Source organism: Veronia nyctiphanis, from assembly GCF_004116385.1.
GTDB lineage: Bacteria > Pseudomonadota > Gammaproteobacteria > Enterobacterales > Vibrionaceae > Veronia > Veronia nyctiphanis.
Window position 1 is genome coordinate 1 of record NZ_PEIB01000050.1, and the last position, 24,760, is coordinate 24,760.

Annotated in this window: 28 protein-coding genes and 1 pseudogene; 19 read left to right on the forward strand and 10 right to left on the reverse strand. The window is 41.9% G+C overall.

The features are described from left to right. Nucleotides 1-193: 193 nt before the first annotated feature. From CS022_RS25060 to CS022_RS23180, 3 genes are all read right to left on the reverse strand, one after another. Nucleotides 194-334 (reverse strand): hypothetical protein, encoded by a 141-nt coding sequence (locus CS022_RS25060; RefSeq protein WP_161569728.1) that lies wholly within the window; start codon nt 332-334, stop codon nt 194-196. A gap of 284 nt (nt 335-618) precedes the next feature. After that, the gene (locus CS022_RS23175) at nt 619-906 is read right to left on the reverse strand and encodes a hypothetical protein (protein ID WP_129124253.1); all 288 of its coding nucleotides are present in this window, start codon (nt 904-906) and stop codon (nt 619-621) included. 267 nt (nt 907-1,173) lie between these two features. Beyond that, on the reverse strand, nt 1,174-3,021 hold the full coding sequence (locus CS022_RS23180; protein ID WP_235869871.1) for a M20/M25/M40 family metallo-hydrolase: 1,848 nt from the start codon (nt 3,019-3,021) through the stop codon (nt 1,174-1,176). A gap of 550 nt (nt 3,022-3,571) precedes the next feature. On the opposite strand from CS022_RS23180, the gene CS022_RS23185 reads away from it, so the two are divergent. Further along, the gene (locus CS022_RS23185; protein WP_129124254.1) at nt 3,572-4,165 is read left to right on the forward strand and encodes an NADPH-dependent FMN reductase; all 594 of its coding nucleotides are present in this window, start codon (nt 3,572-3,574) and stop codon (nt 4,163-4,165) included. Nucleotides 4,166-4,227: 62 nt separating this feature from the next. Here CS022_RS23185 and CS022_RS23190 read toward each other — a convergent pair whose 3' ends face one another. Next, nucleotides 4,228-4,737, reverse strand: coding sequence for a GNAT family N-acetyltransferase (locus tag CS022_RS23190; protein ID WP_129124255.1), 510 nt, complete (start codon nt 4,735-4,737; stop codon nt 4,228-4,230). Then, nucleotides 4,734-5,498 (reverse strand): helix-turn-helix domain-containing protein, encoded by a 765-nt coding sequence (locus CS022_RS23195; protein ID WP_129124256.1) that lies wholly within the window; start codon nt 5,496-5,498, stop codon nt 4,734-4,736. Before CS022_RS23195 ends, CS022_RS23190 begins: the two co-directional genes overlap by 4 nt. A gap of 180 nt (nt 5,499-5,678) precedes the next feature. Here CS022_RS23195 and CS022_RS23200 point away from each other — a divergent pair, with 180 nt between their 5' ends. Together CS022_RS23200 and CS022_RS23205 are read left to right on the forward strand one after the other, a co-directional pair. Continuing rightward, nucleotides 5,679-6,899: an MFS transporter gene (locus CS022_RS23200; RefSeq protein ID WP_161569729.1), complete on the forward strand. Its 1,221-nt coding sequence runs from the start codon at nt 5,679-5,681 to the stop codon at nt 6,897-6,899. 193 nt (nt 6,900-7,092) lie between these two features. After that, entirely contained in the window at nt 7,093-7,458 is a 366-nt protein-coding gene (locus CS022_RS23205) for a YgiW/YdeI family stress tolerance OB fold protein (protein WP_129124258.1), read from the forward strand. A 64-nt stretch (nt 7,459-7,522) separates the two neighbouring features. On the opposite strand, the gene CS022_RS23210 is transcribed toward CS022_RS23205, so the two are convergent. Then, entirely contained in the window at nt 7,523-8,392 is an 870-nt protein-coding gene (locus tag CS022_RS23210; protein WP_161569730.1) for an alpha/beta fold hydrolase, read from the reverse strand. Nucleotides 8,393-8,656: 264 nt separating this feature from the next. Between CS022_RS23210 and CS022_RS23215 the strand changes: the two genes are divergently transcribed. From CS022_RS23215 to CS022_RS28345, 3 genes and pseudogenes are all read left to right on the forward strand, one after another. Continuing rightward, nucleotides 8,657-9,682 carry a hypothetical protein gene (locus tag CS022_RS23215; RefSeq protein ID WP_129124260.1) on the forward strand — a complete coding sequence of 342 codons (1,026 nt, stop codon included), beginning with the start codon at nt 8,657-8,659 and terminating at the stop codon, nt 9,680-9,682. Between the two features lie 93 nt (nt 9,683-9,775). Continuing rightward, on the forward strand, nt 9,776-9,976 hold the full coding sequence (locus CS022_RS27555; protein WP_201746378.1) for a peptide-methionine (S)-S-oxide reductase: 201 nt from the start codon (nt 9,776-9,778) through the stop codon (nt 9,974-9,976). A 79-nt stretch (nt 9,977-10,055) separates the two neighbouring features. Next, a pseudogene (locus CS022_RS28345) lies at nt 10,056-10,307 on the forward strand (hypothetical protein); the annotation flags it as partial. A gap of 13 nt (nt 10,308-10,320) precedes the next feature. On the opposite strand, the gene CS022_RS23225 reads toward CS022_RS28345, so the two are convergent. From CS022_RS23225 to CS022_RS23240, 4 genes are all read right to left on the reverse strand, one after another. After that, entirely contained in the window at nt 10,321-11,466 is a 1,146-nt protein-coding gene (locus CS022_RS23225) for an arabinan endo-1,5-alpha-L-arabinosidase (protein ID WP_129124261.1), read from the reverse strand. 232 nt (nt 11,467-11,698) lie between these two features. Next, nucleotides 11,699-12,088 carry a hypothetical protein gene (locus tag CS022_RS23230; RefSeq protein ID WP_129124262.1) on the reverse strand — a complete coding sequence of 130 codons (390 nt, stop codon included), beginning with the start codon at nt 12,086-12,088 and terminating at the stop codon, nt 11,699-11,701. A 210-nt stretch (nt 12,089-12,298) separates the two neighbouring features. Beyond that, nucleotides 12,299-12,844, reverse strand: a complete 546-nt coding sequence (gene def / locus CS022_RS23235; protein WP_129124263.1) for a peptide deformylase — start codon at nt 12,842-12,844, stop codon at nt 12,299-12,301. 543 nt (nt 12,845-13,387) lie between these two features. Next, nucleotides 13,388-13,816: an MEKHLA domain-containing protein gene (locus CS022_RS23240; protein WP_129124264.1), complete on the reverse strand. Its 429-nt coding sequence runs from the start codon at nt 13,814-13,816 to the stop codon at nt 13,388-13,390. 785 nt (nt 13,817-14,601) lie between these two features. On the opposite strand from CS022_RS23240, the gene CS022_RS25645 reads away from it, so the two are divergent. The 13 genes from CS022_RS25645 (at nt 14,602) to CS022_RS23300 (ending at nt 24,227) form a co-directional block, all read left to right on the forward strand. Next, a complete protein-coding gene (locus CS022_RS25645) occupies nt 14,602-14,754 on the forward strand; it encodes a DUF5993 family protein (protein ID WP_201746379.1) in 153 nt (50 codons plus the stop codon). Between the two features lie 8 nt (nt 14,755-14,762). Next, the gene (locus CS022_RS23245) at nt 14,763-15,302 is read left to right on the forward strand and encodes a disulfide bond formation protein B (protein ID WP_129124265.1); all 540 of its coding nucleotides are present in this window, start codon (nt 14,763-14,765) and stop codon (nt 15,300-15,302) included. A gap of 959 nt (nt 15,303-16,261) precedes the next feature. Next, on the forward strand, nt 16,262-16,537 hold the full coding sequence (locus tag CS022_RS27860) for a tyrosine-type recombinase/integrase (RefSeq protein ID WP_328590429.1): 276 nt from the start codon (nt 16,262-16,264) through the stop codon (nt 16,535-16,537). 247 nt (nt 16,538-16,784) lie between these two features. Next, nucleotides 16,785-17,507, forward strand: coding sequence for a glutamine amidotransferase-related protein (locus CS022_RS23255; RefSeq protein ID WP_129124274.1), 723 nt, complete (start codon nt 16,785-16,787; stop codon nt 17,505-17,507). Nucleotides 17,508-18,092: 585 nt separating this feature from the next. Next, nucleotides 18,093-18,692 carry a CPBP family intramembrane glutamic endopeptidase gene (locus tag CS022_RS23260; RefSeq protein ID WP_161569731.1) on the forward strand — a complete coding sequence of 200 codons (600 nt, stop codon included), beginning with the start codon at nt 18,093-18,095 and terminating at the stop codon, nt 18,690-18,692. 110 nt (nt 18,693-18,802) lie between these two features. Next, entirely contained in the window at nt 18,803-19,249 is a 447-nt protein-coding gene (locus tag CS022_RS23265; protein ID WP_129124267.1) for a GNAT family N-acetyltransferase, read from the forward strand. Beyond that, nucleotides 19,230-19,832, forward strand: coding sequence for a T6SS immunity protein Tdi1 domain-containing protein (locus CS022_RS23270; protein ID WP_235869873.1), 603 nt, complete (start codon nt 19,230-19,232; stop codon nt 19,830-19,832). The genes CS022_RS23265 and CS022_RS23270 overlap by 20 nt, the downstream gene beginning before the upstream one ends. Nucleotides 19,833-20,181: 349 nt before the next feature. Continuing rightward, entirely contained in the window at nt 20,182-20,571 is a 390-nt protein-coding gene (locus CS022_RS23275) for a GNAT family N-acetyltransferase (protein WP_161569732.1), read from the forward strand. Nucleotides 20,572-20,730: 159 nt separating this feature from the next. After that, entirely contained in the window at nt 20,731-21,252 is a 522-nt protein-coding gene (locus CS022_RS23280) for a GNAT family N-acetyltransferase (RefSeq protein ID WP_129124269.1), read from the forward strand. Between the two features lie 315 nt (nt 21,253-21,567). Continuing rightward, nucleotides 21,568-22,386, forward strand: coding sequence for an alpha/beta fold hydrolase (locus CS022_RS23285; protein ID WP_129124270.1), 819 nt, complete (start codon nt 21,568-21,570; stop codon nt 22,384-22,386). A 233-nt stretch (nt 22,387-22,619) separates the two neighbouring features. After that, entirely contained in the window at nt 22,620-23,084 is a 465-nt protein-coding gene (locus tag CS022_RS23290) for a GNAT family N-acetyltransferase (protein ID WP_129124271.1), read from the forward strand. A gap of 77 nt (nt 23,085-23,161) precedes the next feature. Next, complete coding sequence (locus CS022_RS23295; RefSeq protein WP_129124272.1) at nt 23,162-23,572, forward strand: GNAT family N-acetyltransferase; 411 nt, start codon at nt 23,162-23,164, stop codon at nt 23,570-23,572. 385 nt (nt 23,573-23,957) lie between these two features. Then, on the forward strand, nt 23,958-24,227 hold the full coding sequence (locus CS022_RS23300) for a DUF2470 domain-containing protein (RefSeq protein WP_129124273.1): 270 nt from the start codon (nt 23,958-23,960) through the stop codon (nt 24,225-24,227). Nucleotides 24,228-24,760 lie beyond the last annotated feature (533 nt).

A 24,760-nucleotide genomic window follows, 5' to 3' on the forward strand; every position in this document is an offset into this window, starting at 1 on the left:
CCGTTAATATCGGCAAAGGCGTATTTAACGCAGGTAAAGGGGTCGTAGACTTCGCCATCAATGCCGGGAAAACTGCTGTTGGTACCGCTGTTAATCTAGGTAAAGGCGTTGCAGCTTAGCCGTTAACGCTGGGAAAGCTGTTGTTGATACAGCCGTTAATTTCGGTAAAGGCGCTGTAGGCTTCGCCGTTAACTTAGTTAAGCCCGCCGTTGACACTGTTGTAAATCTCGGTAAGGGTGCAGCAGGCTTTGCCATCAACACCGCAAAAACTGCTCTTAGCACTGCCGTAGATATTGGCAAAGGTGTACTTGGCTTCGGCACGGGAGCTGTTCAAGGAGGAATTGGTGGAGTCGTTGGTGGAGTAGTCTCTGGTCTTTCAGGTATTTTTAACAAGATAGTGAATACTATTAGCCCACCAGCACCGACACCGACACCACCATGCTCAAACCCACAACAACACCCAGAGCCTCGTGTTGAAAATAATTAAAAATGATTTAACAAAAAAAGACCGGATATATCCGGTCTTTTTTTTTGCAGAGGATGAAAAACTGACTCATGACGTATTGAAAAAAAATAATCTTCAAGGCGATAGCATCTTAAGCCAGCTTGTCACAAAACTCAGCCGTACGAATGACTGTGGCAATGTTGCTTACGGGCATAACCGCTAGGACACCCACATGGTGGTTTCTCTGGTTCTGGTTTGTTTCCACCGCCAAAAATAGCACCTAGCAAACCGCCAATCGCTTTTTTTGCCAGGTCAATAACTCCCCCAACAACTGGTTTTAGTGCCTTAACAGCACAAACACCGAGCGCCGCACCAGCACCTACGGCAACGCCCGTTGCAACCGCTGGGGCAGCAGCAGCTACGCACGCCGCAAGCCCACAAACAATTGTACTTATAATCATAAAATACTCCCTACATGTAAGATGGTTTTCCATGTGGCCAAGAAAACCATAAATTATATTATTATTAGTAACTTATAAGAAAATTTGTTGTGGGTGTACACAACTACTCAAACTTATAAACACATCCTTAAGTGGTAAGTAATGCAGTTCAGTTCCAATTATCTTTATTTTTTTAACAGTGATTGAATCAAGTAGAACAATCATTATGTAAAAGCAATTGCTCATAAAAAAAGGCCGGTACATCGGCCTTTTATTATTTACTGGTTGTTAAAGCTGCATAGACCAGCTGAGTATTTTTCCTACATCGTATTGCGCAGAATCGACAACACGTAACTGCCAATTCCCTTTAGTATCAATTCCTTTGATATCGATACTGTAAGATTTCTCTATGTCGTCTGCTGAACCACCCGTGTTGCTATGAAGCGGGAATACATCTCCATTCGGGGCTAAAACGTCAATGGACAGATCGCCGATATAGGTGTGCTGAATATTCACTCTGACTGAAGCACTGATAGAAGGTAGACTTTTATCAACAATGATTTCGCTAGTAATACCTGAAGGACTGTTGTCGGGAATGTCATAGTGAGTCGTATTTTCGAAGATCACATCGTTCGATGTACGATATTTTGCCGTCAATGCAACATCATTAAAGGCAGTGTACCCATTAATGTTAACGAAATATCGACTTCCCTGCTTGACCACCAGCTCACAACTCTCATCATTTCCGCCTACGTAAGGTCGGCAATCCCAGTCATTATTGGTCGGTGTCGAAAAGGCTTTTACATATAAATCGCCATCACCACTTCCACCAGACATGGACACGGTTATATCGGAGGCCGATTCAGGTACATCAATATAAAACTCAACGGTTTCGCCTTTTGCACCATTTATACCTGTTAAAACCTCGCTATTTTGTAATTCAACTGGCCGCTCAGGTTCATCGATACCAAAACCCAGTTCGACAGCAAATGCCGTTGCCAGTTTCGCAAATTTAAGTGCATGACCAGCTTCAACGTCTGAATTCTCGAGTGTATCATTCGGGGTATGTATGTGGCTGTTCGAATCGCGCATTCTCGATTCAAACGGGAAGGCCGCAGGGTAGCCTTCTCTGTGCCACGATGCATGATCGGAACATGCGTAACCACAATTATCGAACCCATATCTTAACTCCGGCAAATATGCATCCAGCAGTTGACTCAAATACGTGGTCAGGTTTGCATCGGTATAATCTGTTACAAATATAATGTCTTCTGATGAACCATGATGATTGACCATATCTAGTTGAAGGACCGCCACCACATTTTGACCCTCAGCTTTAAAGCGTTTTGCCATATCCTGTGAACCACGCAGACCAACTTCTTCTGCTGCATAACCTGCAAAAACAAGGGTTCGTTCAGGCTGAACACCTTGTTTGACCAATGCACGCACCACTTCTGTTGCTGTTGCAATACCCGACGCATCATCATCCGCGCCCGGAGCAATACTTTCATCGCCAGTATTCCACCCAACCGTTGAATCTAAATGCCCGCCGACAACAACAATTTCGTCTGGTTTTGTTTTGCCCTTTACAGTCAAAATCACCGAATGTTGCGGGTAGCCGCTATGAGCCATCAGTTCAACATTGGCATAAGAAACGTCCGAAACAATGTTCTGCCAATGTTTCTTTATCCAATGTGGTGCTTCGATGCCAGTGGGCGTCGTATAAAATCGGTTTGTAAATCCGGTGAGTGCAGATATATCCGCAGCAATTCGTTCTGGGCTTAAATACGGAAGAAGGCTAGTTACTTTTTCTTGCTGGGTTATCTGCGGAATCAAAAAAGCGGATTGCGTTACGGGCATTAAGCTGGCGGCCAACGCTTCTTCTCTATTGGCATGCACCATATATCCGCCACAGCGGTGATGATTGTCATGCATTGCCTGCGTTAAATTAGCAATATCAACCGGTGAAACCTGCCCCACCACGGCTGTCTTTCCTGCATGGTTACCAAACAATGTAACCCCTTGGCCAGTCGCAGTATGTACTGCATCTTGGCAGTCGAAATCCAAAGTTTTGGTGTGGCTTGAGCGTTGACTGACGAAGAAACAAGCAGGGATGAGATAGCAATTGCTACCCATGAAATTCTAGACATTGAAGATCCTTATATTCTATTAAAAATAGCACCGGATTACATACTGACGGTTGAATTTACAAATGCAGTATGTGTACAGAAATACAACAAACATTCATGTATTTGCTTTCAATGCATACCGCGACCCTCTGGCCAACATCATGACATTGCGCATGACTCATATAGCCAGTTGATATATTTAAAATCAAAGTGTTATTTAGTTTTTTGTCGAAGATTTATCGCATCTGTGATAGAGAAAATTTTGGAAATGAAAATTAAGAAATCGTTAACATTTGAGTTTTTAACGGGACCATAATTTCAATAGAACTATATTGTAATCTTGCTAAAACGGCGCATTTTATCCGTATAAAAAATCAGGCAACTCAGCATGCTATTTATCGCAAAAATGTAATTGACAATGGTATTGTTGTATTTTTTTATGACATTAATCTATTTCATGAAGGATTTGTTTCATCAAGTGACAGCAAAATTAGAAATGACTTCTTATTTATGTAAAGTGACCAACAAATAATACATAAATGGTTAGGTAAATTAATTTGAACATCACAATTGTCGCGGGTACTCAGCGGGCTGGTGCTCAAACTCTGCGAGTCGCTAACTACCTTCAAAGAGTGGCAAGTAACTATTTTCAATCTTCTGAAGTGATTGATTTATTTACACTTGACCTTCCTTTCTGGAACGAAGGCATAAGAACATCCACTCAAGAATGGGAGAAGTGGCTGCCTGTTGCTGAGCGCCTTAGACATTCAGACGCCTTCATTTTTCTCACACCTGAATGGCACGGTATGGCAACACCAGCGTTGAAGAATTTTTTAATGCTAACCACTGATGACGAACTCGCCCATAAACCAGCGCTATTAGTAAGCGTTTCTTCAAGTATTAATGGTGTTTATCCCATCAGTGAATTACGCATGACCGGAAGCAAAAATAATCATGTCTGCTTCTTACCTGACCATCTAATTTTCAGAAATTGCGAAGAGATATTAACGAAAGAGAACACCTGTAGTGACGAAAAGCTGAATGCACGCAGTCATTACACAGTGGAACTGCTTGCAACCTATTCTCATGCTCTTTCACCGGTTCATAAAGATATGGTGCATGCGGGTAAATCATTTCGCTATGGAATGTAAATAACGTCCAACTATTTCTGATGTGGGAATACCAATCCTATTTTTGGTATTCCCAATAACATTTACCCACCTAGACAATACTCCCGCAACTCATCGTTTTTATCTTCAAGCTCCTGAGAGGCATACAGAGTAAAGCCGATGCGTTCAACTAAACGAATTGACGCGGTATTTTTCTTTTCGACAAGAGCATATATGCGTTGCGCTCCAATATGTGCTGGCAATTGCTCAATAAAGTCACTGATCAACGCGCTAGTTATACCCTGCCCCCAGTAATCAGGGTGGCTCATATAACCGAGCATTAACTTACCATCTATGGGGATTAGCATTACCCACGTTACCAGCCTGTCTTTGTCGAAATAGCCATAGATACCTAAATTTGGGTCGTCATACTCAACTGAAAGGTGTCGAGCTAAACGCGCTTTCGTTTCAGAGTAGGTTTGTGCTTTGCCCATACTGGTGTATTGCATCACTGTCGGATTTGATTCCAGTTCTGAGATAGCATCAAAATCAGACATTTCAATAGGCCGACGAGTAAATGCAGTGCCTTTGCCGTACAATATTTTCCTCATCATTTCTTCCTCTTTGGCCCATCAAAAGGCAAATTACTATAATTGCCCTCGCGCATGAAAATACCCATCGAATATGGCCTTACTTCTGAAGATAAGGGCTCAAAGCTCAGTGTTTGAAAGAACTCGTGAGCTGTTTTCGTCAAGAGAGCTTTAAACTCATCAGCTCGATGTGGTGGGATAAACACAACTGTTCCGAACGCACCTGAATCTTGAGCGTTACTCTCAACCTCCAGAAGACCTTTGGTCAGGCTCTCCTTAAAGCCCTCCACAATGGGATGGCCCTGAGCATATCGAGAGGGTATCGGGGAGCAACGAACAATTTTGTTTTGCGGACCAATGGTCAGAAGACCTACTTTTTCCAGCTTCCTGAGCTGTTGGTAGAGTTCCGCTTCCGTCCAGTCAAAATAGCTTTCTAACGTCGCCCAGTGGCATTGAGTTCTGCCTGTCGCCGTCCACAACCAATAGAGAACAGGTTCATTAATGAAAAGTGTACACTGGGCTTCAGTAAATTCGATACCACTCTGTTGGCTCTTTTCTGCAATCTGCCAAAGCTCGTTTAATGTGAGGCCGGCAAGAGAACACAGTTGCGACAGCCGCTGCAATGGCACTGAATCAAACTGCTGAAAGAGTCGTTTGACACTTCTCTCACTGATCGACAGCGTCTCAGCAATGTCACGGTAAGTCACGCCTCTATCGGCTAAAAGCCTCTGTAAATGCAGCTTTACTGTCTCTGTTTGAATCGTCGGGACGTCCATATCATTCATTTCGTGTCATAAATCTTCCCTCATGGTGCAATTATTTGGCCCCTTTGTCTTCTGAGCTAGGCGCCTCACTCGATCCACCTTACATTTTACTGGTTGAAAAAAAGAGGTACGGACACCATGAGTGAAAGGTTAAGATTTTCAAGAATATTTGGATTACATCAGGGTTGGATGGCAGGGAGCATGTTTCTTATGTTACCTATTCTACCTGCATGGTTAATGAGCTGGGGACTCTCACCCGCAGAGATGGCTATTGGTTATGTCACCATGGGAGCCATGGTCATAGTGCTCGAGGTACCGTGCGGTATGCTGGCCGATAAATTCGGGCGTCTTACACTTTATATGTCTGGTGTCGTTTTTTTTACTGCTGCAATGTCAATAATGTTGCTCTCTCCCAACCTAGTCGGTGCTGTTGCGGGTTTTGCTTGCTGGGGAACAGCACTAGCGATGAACTCAGGCACACTGCAAGCCTGGTTTGTCGAGGCCTTCAGAACAAAAGGGGGCGAAGAGGAGCTGCAACCCGGCTTTGCTGTGGTCAGTAAATATGCCAGCCTAATTGCAGCAACGTTCTCGCTGTTGGGGGCTGTTGTGACGGCTGTTTGGGCATTCGTACCAGCATGGTCAATGCCGCTTGATACTGTTGTTGTGGGTGCCTTGGGCAGTATGCTCCTTCACGGGGTATTCACATTCTTCTGGCTCAAGGGGAAAACCCATTCGAACCAACAAACACAACAGCAAACTTCGACGGCCGCGCCGAAACAGCCTTCAGAATCAATCATTGCTCTTTGCCGGAACCCTGTGATTTGGCGCCTACTCGCATTGGCAGTGCTCATTACACCGCTTTTCAGTGCGGTAGAAAAATTTTGGCCTGCGCTATTTGAGCCCTTGTTACAAAATGTCTGGCCAGATATCAGTTTGACTGAAGATGTCGCATGGGTCTTTTATCTACTTTTTGCCCTATTGTCTTTTGGTTCATCGGTCGTTCAGCCCTTAATGACACAGCTTTGCCGTCTGCTGAATCAGCAACTGGGAAAAGCCATTTATGCTGTTTATGTCGCGAAGTGCCTGTCATTATTCATGTTGGCCATCAGCACCAACTGGTGGATGTTTCTCATCTCATGGCTGTTGTTCAATGTGTTTATGTCGATGGCAAGCAGCGCAGCAAGCCAACTTTTGAACGATCGTGTGCCGGATAAAAAACGGGCAAGCATGATGTCAGTTCAATCACTCTTCACACGGATAGGCGGAATCGGCGGCTCACTCGCCATTGGCGTGGGTACGCTGTACCTGAATATCAATAGTATGTTCATGTTACTTGCTTGCTTTGGTTTTCTCGCAATCAGTCTTTACCTCAGCCCTGCACTAAACAATAGGTCTGAACCAACGAAAGAGGCCGTCGCTTAAAAGTCTCCACCAGCCGATAGCCCTTCTTTGGCTATCGGCATTAACCCCAGAGCCTTCTCATGTCTGGTACAGCACGATCCGGACAAGACTCTTGCTTTGACGCTATAGTTTGTCCACTTTTCTAACCGCACTACATACAACTTTTTGGCTTTTCCACGCCTTCAAGTGGTATTCACAACGTAAGGACATCGCTATGAAAGTCATGTTCATTCCTGCACTCTTTGTTTTCATTTCAGCTTCTGTTTTCTCAGCGCATCATGAAGTAAAAGGCGGATTTAAAGGCCCCTCTGCAAAAAAAGCGATACAAACAATTGCGGAAGCAAAAAAGGCCAGTGACGATACTGATGTTGTGCTGACTGGCAATATCGTCTCCTCGCTTGGCGGAGATGATTATATGTTTCGCGATGATACGGGCGACATTGAAGTGGATATCGACCACCACCTTTGGAGTGGTATCAAAGCCACACCTGAAACCCGTCTGATAGTGAAAGGTGAAGTCGATAAAGATTGGAATCATGTCTCCATTGACGTCAATAGCCTAACACTTGCTGGTAAATAACAAACGTCCAGCTATCATGCGCTTGCAACACATCCAGCTTCACAATGCTTTCCGGCTCAGCGCACTACAACCCTAGCAACTGTAGCCGGTTTGCGTGTTGGCGAAATAATGTGAGAGGGGAAACCTCGCTGCTACTGACCAGACCCAACATACCATTCACTAGGTCCAAATGATCCATGTGATAGTCATCTTTAATCACCTTGCCTAAATGCGAAGAACATCGCGAGACTATGCCATCATTTTCCTCTGGAATCATGGTTGAAGCCCAAAAGGTATATAAGCTGGATGGGTCTAATATATTGGTAAATAACCCCGCCCCTCCCCAAGAAAAATAATGAATGCCATTAGAGGCGAGTGATTCCGTTTTTAATGTTGGATCGCAGTGCGATTCATATCCCCATGGGTTTTCTTGGTTAAACTGCTTCGCCACATCCGGGTCGAGCCCTTCAAACGCTGCATTAGGGTCGTATGGCACTAAGCTACTTGCTCCATTTAGCAATGAAAAAAAGCCACCAGCCGCGGTAAAAAAGGTCGAAACAATCGATTCGTAAAAGCCATTAGGTCTTGCGATGATTCGACCTATTGGTGTGCCATTATTGGTACCACCGACAGAGGTGACTGACGCCACACCCTCGGGAATGATTGACGCCGCCTGCCGTGAGTGTATGACGCCAATACTGTATGCAATGATATTGACTTTGTCTTTCCCGGTAAGCGCCAAAATATCTTCAATATCTTTTACCAAAGTGAGGGCTTTCGATTCGGTGTTTGCATGCGGTGTAACATTTGCCACAAACACTTCTGCACCGTCTTTCGTCAGAGCTTCTACGGCACCATTAAAATAGCCGGGGTCATTCCAGCCACCAATACCTTGCACCATAAGTATTGGATATTTCGTCTCGGTATAACCACTCGGTACTTCAGAAGATTCCATACTGAATGCAGTTGCATTAAATAAAATTAATAATCCAAATAATATTTTTTCCATAATGATTTATAAGCACAAAAAAACAATGAATAAACCTTAGCGCTTAATTTCAGGAGTGCTCTGTCTCAAATAAGGAAAATAGTTAACCCACAAGAACGAAAAATAAAAAGCACTACTTTCTCATATATTAGATTTAATTTTATGAGAATGACAACTAAATATAAATATCAGTAAAAAATTGAGCATCACTTAATATTAATAGGAAGCAGAATGCATATTAGTATAAAAATAGTAAGCAAGTTTTCATTAACTTTTTTAATTATATTTTCTTCCAGCGCCTTTTCAAACAATGCCCCCCAAACATTCCCTCCAGAATATAATGCTTTTGACTACCCAGTAAAATCTGAATCTGTAGCTGTATCATTTGGTTGCCTTTTCTTTGGTATCTTTTCACCTTGTGAACGAAATGAGGAAACTGAATTGGCATTTGAACGCGAGTTTTTCTCTCATGTTCAAAATATTGATTACAGCCGCATGGCTTGGTTACTTTTTAAAATGAAAGGGTACGCATATTCCTCAGATTCACCATATACAGCAAGAATACTAAGACTAATTGCATTTGGAAATATTATGCTTTCACAAAAAGATCCGAACTTTTCGATAGATAATATTCCTTTCATCCTTGCCGCACGCACACATGCTGGGGCTTCAGAAGTATTCCAGCCTAGTAATCTCAATACGCTATCTTTAACTTCTTTCACTGATTCTCTTCTCACGTACGCACTTGGTCAGAAAGAGCTTGGTAACCAAATCAATGAAGGTCTTATAGAGATTGGAAAGCAACATGGTGAACCCGGGTTAGAAGCAATTGTAGTGGCTGCTTTTTCATATATTTACTCGACAGACAAAACACTCATTCAAAAAGGGTTAGATATTCTTGAAGATTGCACCACTTATCTGTGTGAACGGACGACGTCGCTGGGGCCCTTCCGGCAAGTGGGTGTCATGATGACCATTGCAGAGGGCTATGTCGCACTGTCACAAAAAGCAAAAGCCACCGAGATTCTTCAAAAAGCCAAAACATTCGCAGAAGATAATTTTATGCCAACGCCGCTTCTTGAACGCTTAGAAGTACTGAGTGATGAAATTCTCGAAGGTGAATACAGCCGTGAAGCCCCCAAACTTCAAGGCATGGGCTTTTATCGATTACCAGCAGGCCCTTCACAGTGGGCAGATGCCTGCGCGCTCTGCCATGCCGGTGCCATAATTCCTGCCCACTATTATTCATGGAAATAGTGGCGGTTACGAAAAACGTTAATCACAAAGAGCACGCACTTACCTGACTTAAATCTTGTATAGTCACTTTGCATATAAATTTTAGGTGACAACATGAAAAAAGTGGGTTTGGGCGGCAGTTGCCACTGGTGCACAGAGGCAATATTCCAATCTTTGAAAGGCGTGGTTCATGTTAATCAAGGCTGGTTGTCACCAGCTACTGAACCTGACGCCTTCTCTGAAGGTGTCATCGTTAGCTATGATGAGAGCAAGATACCTCTCGATGTACTGATAGAAATCCACGTTTACACATAGCTCCACCTCAAACCACGCTTTTCGTCCACGCTATCGCTCAGCAGTCTATACCTATGACGCTGAGCAAACTGCGGCGGCTCAAAAGAAACTCTGCCAGCTTCAGCAAGGCATAGATAAAAGCCTTGTTACTGCTGTATGTGAATTTGGCGGCTTCTCTCCCTCCGAAGAACGTATTCAGGACTACTATTATCGCGATACCAACAAGCCATTTTGTAAAATTCGTATTTTACCGAAACTTGAAGCGCTGTTTATGAACTTCAGCACTCTGGTTGATGACGATAAAAAAGCGGTTATCACATCAGCCTTGTCCTCAAACAAACCACCAACATGATAACTACCTAAATTTATAGCCATCCTAAATCGCTTGCCCTCACAGGACACACTCTGGGCCAGCCGTTATCCCACTTTATCTCACGAATGTTCAGCTTGGGTTTGTAATCGTCTTGCCCGTCATAGCCATGGTGTACCAACCAATCTTTCCCATCTTCAGAGTAAACGTCATTGTGGCCCGTACCTATCATATTGGTCGAACGATCGCGGTCGACAACTAATGTGCCGCCGCCTGATATCAATGTTTTGCCTTTTTGATCGACATAAGGGCCTGTGACTGATGTTGAACGCCCTACCATGACTTTATATTTGGTGTTCGCTCCCTCACAACAACGATTATGGGAAATGTAGAGATAGTAATAACCCTCTCGATATTGAATATAAGCCCCCTCAACGACGTAGTTACCCTCAACCAAATCATCAACAGAACGACTCGCCAAGGTGATCATGTTGGCCAAATTAACTGGTTTGAGCGTTTCAGGGTTAAGTTCGAGTAGGAATACACCACCTAGGTGAACAGGTGAGGTCAAATCAGGGTTCAGACCAGGAAACCCGACTGATGAGCCGAATGCCATCCAAGGTTTTCCGTCATTATCGATAAATAGTGTGGCATCAATAGCGTTGAAAAACTTCCCTTGGTCACCACAAAAGAATTCAACCACCCCCGGAACCAGAGGCGCAGAACGCAAAATCTCGCCTTTGTCGATCCACTTATAGTTGGGGTCATTTGGATCTAGTGTCTTATTCGTTGCAAATCCAGTCGCCGCAATGCAAGTACCCGACTTATGACTTTGGTACATTAAAACGTATTCATCGTTGTAGAAATGAATATCAGGCGAACCAATGTGGTCGCTTTCTGGAATTTTATCTTTAAGCCATTGAGGAATATCATCAAATACATTCCCTTTATATTTCCAATCTCGCAAATTCGTTGAAGTATAAAATGAAGCTAACGGACTACTTGAGTAAATATAGTAATCATTACCCAGTTTAGTGATTGATGGGTCATGGATTAGCCCAACATGCGGTTCACTTTCATTGCCTTCGATAGACATCGTTCTGACAATATTTTCATTTGTCTCGATACATTCATCATCACAACCGATGATAAAAAGTGAAGAAATAAGTAACGATATATTTAATTTTTTATTCTCACGCATAGTCTTATGAAATTTCCATCATATATTAGCCTGCAATATATATGCAACTTTATTATTTTTAGTAAAACAGAGCGAAAGTACGATAGCAAAAGAACTCAACCATATATCGTTTTAAAATTGGGAAATGAGGAAAGCAAAAGAAAATATAATAAAAATAGGTGAAGAAACCTAACATTTATTCACTTTGTAAACAGATAAACCTAAATTGGACTAAACACATAAAATGGAATATTTAAAATGATTGGTTTTCCATCCAGTAAATCAATTTCAACTTATTCCAATTAACGACATTTTTATCGGCAAAATCACACCCCAAAGCCGCATCTTTGTTACCTTCAATACGCATAAATAGTACATCAGGTGATTTTTGTGTTGTTGTGAAGGCTTCGATAACAGCCGAAAACCAATCATCCTGTGCCGAGTACTCACTCACAAGGACCAGAAGTTTATCTGCTGTCTTGATTTCTTTAATCAGAGGAAGTCGAGCGTGTCCTTCTGAGGACAGAAATGGAGAATGGCAGTCAACACATTCCACTGTTGACTGCGGATTTGAACAGAGTGCTTGAATTGTCTCAAAGTGCACCCGATCCTTGGGCGTGTAGCAGATATACATCACTGACATTTAGGATTCCTTGCGTTCACTCGGGCAATAACGCTGTTATCTTCTCTTGTTGTTCAGACAGATAACAGATCGGAAAGCGCGATTTTTCTCCGTTGAAACGTCAACTTGCCTTCCGAAACAGACACCACAAAGGTGAGAAATGCCTGAGACGCTACCACAAGAGTTTGGCAGCACTTCAAGTTACGAATTGACCAAGCAAGTTATCAAACTTTATGCGAGATGATTGGATGTGCTCGTAGGAGTGTTTACACTCATAATTCGCTGAAACTCGGCTTCAGTCACGTATTCGCTGCTTTCTGTCCGGTCAAGAAATACCACGCCATTTAGGTGGTCCAGTTCATGTAAAAAGACCCTTGCAACGAAGCCAGAAAGCGTTTTTTCAACACACTCTCCGGAAATGGTTTCATACCGCACTGAAATCTCAGTTGATCGCGGCACTTTTGCGCGTATCCCTGGGATGCTCAGGCAGCCTTCCCAATCCATTTCAATGTCGTCATTCTGATAGATGACCTCTGGATTCAACATCAGTGTCGGCTGCATCATTGGTGCATGCGGATAGCGTGCATTGGGTCTTGAAGCAACAATAAACGCCCGAATAGATTCACTCACCTGCGGAGCGGCAATGCCTACGCCGTTGTGCTCAAGCATTATCGACTCTAGATCTCTAAAAAACGCTTTGTATTCATCAGATTTTTCATGTGAAAGCGACAAGGCTTGTTGCCTTAGCACCGGATTCCCTAACTGTGCGATTTCCATCTCTTTCTCTGCGTCTTTACGTGTTTACGTGTTTACGTGTTTACGTGTTTACGTGTTTACGTGTTTACGTGTTTACGTGTTTACGTGTTTACGTGTTTACGTGTTTACGTGTTTACGTGTTTACGTGTTTACGTGTTTACGTGTTTACGTGTTTATCAAAGAATATCCAGCATCTGAGCTATGCACAAGACTCATTGACTTTGATGAAGCGCATATGAAAGACAAAATAACGCAACAATGCTGACATTTTCATGGAGTGATTTGAATTGAATCTGAAAAGGCGTTGTCCTGAATCATGATCATTAAGGCCTGCGATATAATGAAAGATATCGTTCTCACGGATAATAACCGACCATGTCAGACCTGCTCTTAGTCGTTTCCTTATATATCGCTCTGGCCATCGCCATCGCTCTAGTCGCTCAAACAAAGAAGAACAGAACTATCCGCAAGTAATCGCTTTCGATTACTGATGCTATTTGTCGTTGATTGGCATCCACTTGCTGAACATCGCAGCCTGCCCATAATGTTTGCCCTGTTCGTCAGCTAGATTAATACCTTCGCCTCAGATATCAAAAACCTTTGGCCCATCTTGGAGATACGCACACCGCTATAGTTGTCAATAAAACCTCTTGCCTTCGTCTCTGATAACAATGCGTTTCGCTCGACTTGAGTAACAGGCTCTGCCGATAAACGGGAAGGCAGCGTCACAAACTCATCAAACCCATATCCAAATAATGACAATCCCACCTTATTAGCAAAATTGAAAATGGGATCATCTTCTACGCCATGGGAAACCACAACAACGGAGGCATTCCAAAGTGAGTCAATCAATGCCTCGGAGGAATTTTGGCAAGAGTGAGCTTCAAGTAAACCCTCTCCAACCAATTTTTGATAACTACTCACCAAGATTTCACCATGCTTTTGGTAAAACGAATTCTGTAAGCAAGCGGGTTTCTCAATATATGCTGTCATGCCTATTCCTGATTGATTTCCACAAAATGAGGACAAATCGGGTCAATCATTAGTTTGCCTTCGATGGCCCTCAGAGAGCAGTCTCTATAACCATTTTTGACATGCTAAATTTTGAACATTAGTTCAAATTTATATCGAAATTAGAGTTATCAATATCGACATCTCTGACTCAGACTAACACTTCTGCCAACGTGAAACACATTCAATATTAGCGTGTCATGAATTAGTAATATTCTCTTCATAACATCTCAATAACCGACGAACTTCAGGGTTTCCAAGACAGGAGGAAGTTGTATGTCTAAGGGTCTTTCGCTCGTTTGCTATATCTTTACTGTGCTTTTGACGTGGCACAACATCGATGATTTATCCATTCAGCAAGGTGTAGGAATTTCAGTTCTCATTGGTTATGCCATCTTAGGATTACCTCGACTATTCAAGAAAAGGCAGCCCTTAACTACGATGCCACTCACCCGGCATCAAGCACGTTAACCAACGTTTTCACTGAGCCCCCACTCAGTTTTTTTTGCACCTATTTGCATATTACCCGTATCGCGCTTATCCACTCAACCACCTTTGTGATACGGCTTTTCACCATGACGCCAAAATAAAATAGCACGATAAAAGAATAAAACACCGCTCATAATTTCAAGATAAGTCATAGGGTTAGAGTAAAACGTCAAATTATCTTCACACCTTGTTACATGTGATACATTTATTTACACTCTTTTTTCTCGTTTGTTTGATATATATCATGTTTTGTATTGAAGAGAGGAGAAGCTGTTTTGATGAGTCTAATTTTCCTTCTGATAAGTATCGCAATGTTACTTGTCATGTGGGGCAAAGAAAAACCTTCCTATGCGGTATGGGCATTAACACTTGCATTGAGTATTTACTGGCTAAATCACCACGCAACAGACACATTGTCTATCTTGCTTTAGAGGTCAACATGGAACAGAAACACATTTATCAGTTAAATGTACTGGGTATGTTCGGCATTGCTTCAGTATTGTTTGCGGGAATTTTCTTCCAGTTCGCTCTTGATGAACTTCCTTGTCCGCTTTGCCTGCTGCAACGCGTAGGCTTCGCTTTAGTATTGTTTGGATTTGCACTCAACGTCCGTTTCGGTATTCGCCAACGTCACTACGGCATTGTGTTGATGGGCGCTCTATTTGGCGCTGTTTCTGCGCTGCGGCAGGTATCTTTGCACGTTATTCCTGGAACACCACACTACGGATCAGACGTAATGGGCATGCACTATTACACATGGGCATTTGTCATCTTCGGTCTGACTATTTTAGGTGTTTCAGTACTTAACCTTCTTTGGCAAGAAAAATGGAAAGAAGGCACTGATACCATGACCAAAATTGGCAAATACTGCATGTGGTTTGCCATTGCATCAGTCTTCCTGAACTTTGTTCTTACCTTCGCTGAATGTGGTCCTTACGAGTGCGCTGCAGACCCAGTGAAGTACTGGTTGTTTAACTAAGCCAGAAACGTAAAGAAATACGATAACTACATTATATATAACGGTTTTTTGGGTAATTGAGGATAACTCTCAATTACCCTTTCTTGTTTGAATCGCTTAAAATTACCGTCTACTGTCACTACTGGGTCCCCTATAGGCTCCCTCAAATTAGGATTGGGCAATGGCATATTTTTCAGTTGAAACACGGAAGTTGGCGAGCGGTGAATCTCGGTACAAAGTTTCCATCATAATGAAAAAAGACGGGAAAATTGTTCATCGTGAAAGTAAAACGTTTAAAAAGAAATCGAGTGCTCAGCTTCATGGTAAACGACGAACAGCTGAACTGGAAATTAATGGTATCAATAATCCCTCTCAGGTCCCCTTAAAGCACCTCATAAATAAATTCATAGAGGAGCGTTAGCTATGGGATAACAGTGGGCGCACCAAGCAATCGGTCATACAACTTTTAATTAAATACGATATCGCTGAGATAAATAGCAGTGAACTCACCACTGCAGACCTCATCGCCCACTGCAAAATTCGTAAAAGCCAAGGCACCTCACCTTCAACTGTCGCTATGGATATGATGTTTCTCAAAGGGATTATGGAGAAGGCAAACCAATTTGGAACATCACCGCCAATTATGACGTGTTCCAGGAAGCCGACCCTATTCTCAAACAAATGAAGCTGATAGGCACAAGCAGGAGACGAACACGCAGACCGACTGTCGATGAGTTATCTCAAATCAAAGCCGGGATCAAGCTGCGTCAGATCAACGGCCAAAAAAACCGAACTAGAAGTATTCCCTTTTGCGATATTTTTGATTTCAGTATCGACACCTGCATGCGGCTTGGCGAAGTCTGCGGCCTACTGTGGGACGACCTCAATACAGACAACAAAACCACACTTGTAAGAGACAGAAAGGACCCGCGCAAAAAAAGAAGGAAATCATATGGTCGTTCCCCTACTGGGCGACGCCTTTGACATCATTATGCGTCAGCCTAAAATCTCCGAGCGCATATTTCACTGTCATCCCGTTCAATCACTCACGCTTTAGTCGAGTGTGTGAGCAGTTGGGTATAGAGGACCTCAACTATCATGACCTACGACGAGAAGGCGCCAGTCGACTATTCGAAAAAGGCTTCAGTATAGAAGAAGTCGCACAAGTGACCGGTCATCGAAACCTTCAAACACTCTGGCTCGTCTATACCCAACCATTCCCACAAAAGCTGCATGAAAAAGTGACCGAAGACTGAAAAATACTGGACATATGCCCAGTAAAATCCAATTTGTCCAATATAATTCATATTTCCCATTTTGGTATTTTTTCCCGCGCAGGATTATGGACAACTCTCTTCACGTCAAAGGGTTCGTGGCGTGCAGACGATCGCAAATTTTACCGATGAATTATATTGGAAAAATCTTCCGAATTATATTGGACACTTTGGGGGTATATAACACTGTTATACCCTGTCTAAATCTCAAACAAAGTGGTAAATAATGATAAAAATACACTTCATAATTCATGAAATATTTGAAGGACCGGGAGCTTTTGAGCTTTGGGCAATTAAAAGAGGATATCAGATATCTTGTTCTAGAGTTTATCTTGGTGAATCTCTTCCAACAGACACCAATGATATCGATTTTCTAATAGTTTTAGGTGGCCCTCAAAGGCCAAACACTACTATTGCAGAATGTCCTCACTTTGACGCCAATGCAGAAATAAAAGTGATAGAGAGCTTTATTGAAAGTCAAAAAGCTGTGTTAGGCGTTTGTTTAGGTGCACAATTAATTGGTGAAGCTTTGGGTGCAAACTTTGAAGAAAGTCCAAACAAAGAAATAGGTGTTTTCCCAATTTTAATTACGCCTGCTGGTAAAGGCAATGTGCTTTTTAGTAAATTTAATGATGTTTCTGATGTTGGTCATTGGCATGGGGATATGCCAGGACTTACTGAAAGTTCAACTTTGATAGCGTCGAGTGAAGGGTGTCCACGACAGATTGTGGAATATTCAAAACTTGTTTTTGGGTTTCAGTGTCATCTTGAGTTTACACCGGATTTGATCGAGTTACTTATTCAAAATTCTGAGAAAGAGCTAAAAGAGTTGGAGAACTCAAAGTTCGTTCAGTCACCAGAAGAATTAAGAGCTAATAACTACGAAGAAATGAACAGGCTGCTATTTTCATTCTTAGATAGGCTTGTTGACAAATATATAGCAACTAATTAAAAATTAAGGGTGTAACAATCTTTTTAATAAAAAATTTTACCTATTAACAGAGTGTTATATTTGAATAAGGAACGGAGTTACGGTGAAGAAATACTTAGTAATTTATTTTTTGTTTTTCTCATCATTTACATTTGGCGGAGAGCATGTTGTGGATATTAAAGAAAGATATCGAAGTATAATAAAAGTTCTCGAAGAGTCTTGCTCATCTGTTGATCGGAGTACGAGACCAAAGACAACGGCGGAATATTTCTGTAGTGTGTATCCACCGAATGAAATTGGTGCCCGCTATTGCATATATCAAAACTTAGTAAACCCAAATAACGACCTGAGTATTACCTTCCCCAAAAAGCCCATATATGACAGAGGCGCTACAATCCGAGTTACTTATTCTGTGATTTGTTCAGATGTGAAAATATAGAAAACCACACACCAGACTGCTTCGAGAAGCGCATACTTTATTTAGTAAAAGTGACTCGAACGTCAGTTAGTCTGGTTAAACGAACATAACAAATGCAGTCACAGGAAAAAAATCGCTCCGCCATTTTTAGCCTGTGCTGGCAGGCGTTAGGTGCACAAGGAGGCCACATGCGATCTGCGGACAATCAAACTTTAAAGATCATCTCTTCGATTATTTTAGTTCAAGGGGGGATTTTACTTTATTGGTTCATGACAACGCCGAATTTCTTCGGCGCGTTAGGTTTTACTACATTATCAAATATAGGCTTTTATGCTTGGGGGGGAGCTGCTTTGGTTGTTATTTCCTATGTGTGGGGGGCAGCAAGTATTTCAAACGTACGCCAACATATGTTTAAGTTCAACAAACTTAAATACTTGGCTCTAGTAGGAGCTTTAATCTCAGGAATTTTTGAAGAAATACTCTTTCGAAAAATGCTAATGGATTATCTTCAGACAGAGGGTTTTAGTGATTTCTTACAAATAATTATTTCTGGTTTAGCTTTTGGAATTGCACACTTAGTATGGGGGGGCAAGGCTTTATCAGCTGCTATAAATGCTACTTTTTATACTTTTTTCCTCGGCTCAGGTCTTGCTCTTATTTATATTATGAGCGACAGGAATTTAGCCCTTTGCATTATCGCACATACAATAGTGACTGGCTTAATCGAACCTGGTTTAATAAAATCAGCAGTATTAAATAAGTTGGGGTATTTAAAAGAGCGCACCTAACAAGGGTTTTCAAGTCGGACAAATTACAGTTGGCTTTTTGTTCGTACCTCACTTATTTTAGCCAACTGAAATTAGCCGCTTAAAACGGCGTTAAATTTTTTGAGGAATGAATGGAAATATCATTAAAAGTTGTTGATAAAAGTGACTGGGAAGAAGTAGTCGACCTAGAGTTACATCAGGAACAGTCCCAATATGTTGCTTCAAATGCATATTCACTGGCGGAAGCGGCATATTTTGATAGTTGTGTTCCTCAAGCTATATACATGGGTGATAAGATCGCCGGTTTTTCTATGTATGAATGTCTCGAAGACCAAGGAAAAAAGGGTGAGTACAGTCTTAATAGACTAATGGTCGACAAGAACTACCAGGGTAAGGGAGTGGGAAGAAAAGCTCTGAATTCCCTTATAACAGAGATTTCCGAAAAAGAAGGGTTCAGACGTTTAACAATCTGCTACAAACCCGAAAATGAAGTTGCAGGGAAATTTTACAAGAGCGTAGGATTTCAGGAGATTGGGGTAGATGAAGACGGAGAGATGATTGCTGAAATCAAAATTTAACAAAGCCATCCAACCGACTCCACAACGTCACCTTTTTTGCAAAGTGCCGCAAAAACAGGGTCACATTGCTCCGCGACTGATGGCGGCGTTATACCTCAAGGAGGATTTGGTGTCATTAACTTGGAATGATCTTACAGTAAGCTTCGAGCATCTTGATCGAGCTGAATTGATAGAAGACTGGCAATGGCTTGTTGGTTCGGCGCTCCCCATTCTTATTACCTCTGTTGGTGATGCATTCCTTCAGAGTGAAACTGGTGAAATATTCTGGCTCATAACCGGTAGCGCAGAGCTTGAAAAGGTCGCGGATTCATATGAGGAGTTCCAAGGTAAGCTACGAGACAATGAGCTAATCCATGAATGGTTTTTAGTTCCGATTGTTGCTCAACTCAAAGAACAGGTTGTCGTTCTTGAACAAGGAAAATTATATGGTTTCAAGCAGCTGCCCGTTTTTGGCGGTAAATATGAGCCTGAGAACTTTGAACTAACAGATATTGAAGTCCACTTTGCTATGTCAGGACAAATGAACCTCAAAATCAAAGACCTTCCCGATGGTACTCAGGTTAACTTTAGTATCACCGAATAAAGGCATAACAAACGCTTTAACCAATGGACGCAAAACAGCAGGCTAGAATTAACGACGAAGGAGCGCAAACCTGCTAGTTTTTGCCGGTTAAGCGACGCGTTATCCCCCATCAATTTCAGAGTTTTAAGTCCAACGTTTAATTGCCCAATTCCTCTTCACATAACTGCGGGTTTGTATCGAAATCAGCGAACAATCATTGTTTGCGTGATGTGTCGGAAATTCCAAGCACTCAGTTGAATTCACGTTCACGTTGTTGTCTCTTGGTGGCTTAAACAAAGTTTATGACTGAGCGAAGAACACAGCTTTTTTTCAAAAATCGCTGGCAAGCGCTATGTACAAGAGAGAAAGAATGACCATCAGCTATAGAATTCTGCAAGGTGGAGATGCACCATCTTATCGAGAAATCCGGCTTGAGAGTTTAAAATTACACCCCGAATCCTATGGTTCCACCTATGAAGATGAACAAAAAAAAGCTGAGTTATTTTTCGAAAGTCAGATAAAGAATAAACATTCCAATAATCTGATGATCGGTGCATTTAGTAACTCTGCTCTTGTAGGTTTATGCGGGTTAATAGCTAACGAAAGTAACCAGTTTTTAGTCGTCCAAATGTACGTGAGAGATGCCTATAAAAGGCAAGGCGTAGGTCAAGCTTTAATATCTGAGGCCAAGCACTTACTTTTAAAATATAAACGCTCAAGTCTAGTTTTGGCTGTATACGAGTACAATACGCAAGCCTGAATTCATATCTTAGAGCGGGGTTTAAAGAATCTTCGCGTCAAGATAAAGAAATATTCATGTACTTTTCACCGTGAACATAGCAAGTGCAGTGACAGGACAAAATACTGCTTCACTGTCTTTCGTCTGTGCTCGCAAACGTTAGCTCTTTAAAGGAAAACAATGGATATTGTATTTGAAATTAATGTAACAGAAGTACAGCACAAAGCTATCGAGGCACTGAGGAATCTGTCCTTTCCTGAACATCAAGTTAATCGCTCTTATTACAAACAAATGCCTCATATGCGAGCTTTGCAATATGAAGCTGATATGCTCGTGGGCTATCTGGGTCTAGATTATCGCGCGGTAAAAGTCGGTGATGAAGTTTACAAAGTCTTGGGGATCATTGATTTTTGCGTTGCCGAACAGTACCAAGGTAAAGGGATTGGCTCACTTATGCTCTCTGAGGTGTCGTCATTTGCAGAGGGAAGTTCTGTTGACTTTATCATGCTTATTTCTGAGCTTGATGAATTTTATCTAAGGCATGGGTACAGCAAAGTCCAGGGTATTCATTCTTGGTTGAGAGTTCATGAACACACAAATTATGGTGTGGCTGTGGAGCACATAGACGATTTGTTCATTAAGCCAATAAGCGGCAAGGAGTGGCCAAACGGACATTTAGACTGGCTGGGTTATATGTACTGATCGACCAAGCTGCCGAGGCAATGAACGAATAGAAATTGAAGCGCTGGGCTAAGCAGCTTATTTGTCAAAACCTGCATATGTGTAAAGGGTGTTTAATTAGTACGCTCGCCTCGTGCCCAGTTTTATTTGCTCTACTCATTACCGTCAATTGCTTCAACTCAGTATTTTCTAGGAACAGGATTTTGGCAGATTGCTTAGCGCATCCGAGGCTAAAGGCTTGCAGAGACTCGCATAACTCCGCTTTGATTTAAATTGGAACAATCGGAGGAATTATATTGGATACACCTGATTTTATTACACTATCGTTGGTATTATATGCAAAATATTGTCACGCAAGATAACCGAAAACTATTCTTTCAATATGAAAGGAATGAGGGAAAACCTAGATTGATATTTGAATCAGGTTTAGGTGATGATTCAACGGTGTGGAATGATGTCATCGACCTTGTGAAAAATGACTTCTCTTATTTAACATACGATAGAGCTGGGCTTGGAAAGTCCGATTTACCTAGTTTTGCGCAATCAGCGAAAACAGCTTTTCTCGACTTGAAGCAAATAATCGATTCCCAAGAACTCGAACCACCTTTCATATTCGTTGGGCATTCCTTTGGGGGCCCCTTAATTAAACGCTATGTGGAATTCTTAGCATCCAAAGAAGTAGGTTTAGTATTCGTAGATTCGTCTGACGAAAATTACCTAGAGATGATGTTTGCACATCGAAATGAAGAACAGTCTGAGTATTGGCGGAAAAGAATGGAAACACCGCCGCCAGAGGAGTTAGTGGGAGTTAATCGAGAGGCTCGCACATCTAAGGAGGTTATTCATTCAGCGGCCAAAGCCAATCGGTTTAAAGACTTCCCTGCAATAAATCTAGTTTGCGACAATGTAATGCATCTTGACTTAACCAATAAATCTTCATCTTATTTTGACGATAAGTTAGCGCCGTACGATATTTTGGTACAAGACAACCTTGGATGGGTTGAGCTGCATAAGCGCTGGGAGGTGGTATGCCCTCATTTAAAAGTAGAAGTTGTTAGCGACTGCTCGCACTATATTCAAAAGCAACACCCTACAAAAGTGGCCGAATCAATTTTTCGAGTTGCTGAGTGCATCACCAATGGCAAGCGGTTATAGCATGGGTCTGATTTCAACGCGCTTGACCATTATCATATCTTCCTAGATTCAATGGTGACCGTGTAGGATGGGTACGCATTGAGCTGAGTGTTCAAATAATGGATAAGCTTTGAGAATCGGTAATAGGCCTATCGGTATTGAAAAGCATATTAATTATCGCTGGAGTATGGACCGAAAATGAAAAAGACATTCTATTCAGGTATGTATCATCACATCGTTATGAGTGAGAAAAAATGACTATCCGCTGCAGAGTTTTGGAAAGTGGAGATGCAGCATCTTACCGGGAGCTTCGACTTGAGAGTTTACAGTTGCACCCTGAATCTTATGGTTCCAGTTATGAAGATGAACAGAGTAAACCAGAGCTATTCTTCGAAAACCAGATAAGGGATAAACATTCCAAAAATATAATGATAGGTGCATTTGATAACTCTGTGCTAGTAGGTTTATGCGGGTTGATATCTGACGAGCTCAATCAGTTTTTAGTCGTCCAAATGTATGTGAAAGAAGCCTATAAGGGTCAAGGCATAGGTCAAGCCTTAATATCTGAGGCAAAGTCCTTACTTATCCAATATCAACGTTCAAGACTGGTCTTGGCTGTTTACAAGCACAATAAGCAAGCTCTGAATTCATACCTTCGTGCGGGTTTCCAGGAAGCTTCGCGTCAAGATAACGAAATTGTCATGTATCTTGCACCATGAACACAACAAGTGCAGCCGTAGGACAAAAAATCCATCCATTTTTTATATGGTGCAAACGTTAAAACTAGATAAGAAATATGAAAATACACCTAGATCAAAACCCAAGCGATGATGATATACAAAAAGTTGTAGATGGATTGATGCGCTACGGGCTGAACGAAATAAATAATGAAAAGCCAACAAAATGTGCGTTAGTACTAAAAAAGGATGATCAAGTGATAGGTGGCGCTGTCTGCAAAGCGCATGTTGGGCAGTTCTATTTAGACTATCTATGGGTTTCGGAAAAATATAGGAGTAATGGCTATGGTTCACTACTTCATAAAAACGTTCTTGAGATGGCAAAGGAACATAAAACATCGTGTATCTGGGTGCAAACATTGAATCCTAGAGCCGTACTTTTTTACAAAAGCACTGGCTACAACGAAATAGGAGTAATTCCAAATTATGTTGAAGGGTTTAATTTGCATCATTTACAGCTGAAGTTTTAAAAAACTGTTCATGAAGGGGAGATTACCCGCTACCCTACCTCTGCGCATCTATCTACATTTAGCTTTTTTCTATTGTCAGTAACTCAAAATACTAGAGGTGGGTACAGGATCGCAAAGTCCTATTCAAAGTTATCTAGGTAAAACCATGGGAATTACACTGGGCACTCGGAAATGGTGACTTCGTTGAAGGCAAAGTTTTGAATAAGTTACTGATAGAAAGACACTTCTATTACGAAAAATTTATGAAGGCTTTACGATTTAGTCGCTCCCACAGACCCAGTACTTTAACCCAATCATAGGTACAGCCGCTCACTGATGATAGACTTCAGCGAGCGCTGCAATGTAAGAAAAGTAATTGATCTTTTTCTAAAATGGGAGTTAGCAAATGACTATTTCACAGGAACGTTTGGCAGGCATTATCAGCCACATGAATAATGATCACGAAGATGCATTAGTACTTTATGCTCATGCGTTTATGAACAGAAAAGATGTGGCATCGGCTAAGTTGGTAGATTTAGATCGGGATACAATCACCCTTCAGGTTGAAAACGACGAGCGCCTCATAGTACCTGTGACCGCACCAATTGAAACCGCTGAAGATGCGCATAAAGTCTTGGTTGCAATGGTAAAGCAAGGTCGAGAAAAGCTCGCTTAATACAAAAGACTTATATGCTCGGACTCTCTTACTTTTAGCCCCCTTGAGAGATCTGAAATAAACCAATTTGAAGGATTTAAACCGAAATCAATTTGTTACGCCGAAAGGCATAACCTAATGAGAAAGGTTTGGACGGTCTAATTTCAACGTTGTAGAGCAAGATGGGTTTGATGAAACTGTTGTGGAATTACATTACACCTAACTGGCTTGTAAACGACACTTCATCGGCCCCAAGACATGGGGTCAGATGCTACAGCACCTTAAACTTACCCCAAACCTCTTATACTCTCCTACCCCTGTAAAAGAGCAAAGCAGTCAGTTCGCTGAAACCAGAAAACTTTCCCACAAAAATCTACTGATTTACTGAAAAACAACTCGGTAAAGTTCTCACCTGATACCCAGTATAATTTTTGTTGTCCAATAAAATTCACCATTGTTTAGTAACGTCTCACTAGCATGAATTTCACCGATGGCCTGATGACCTGCTCCCCAAAAACTAGTCCAATCGGTCCTTAGTAACATCCGCTTGGTTG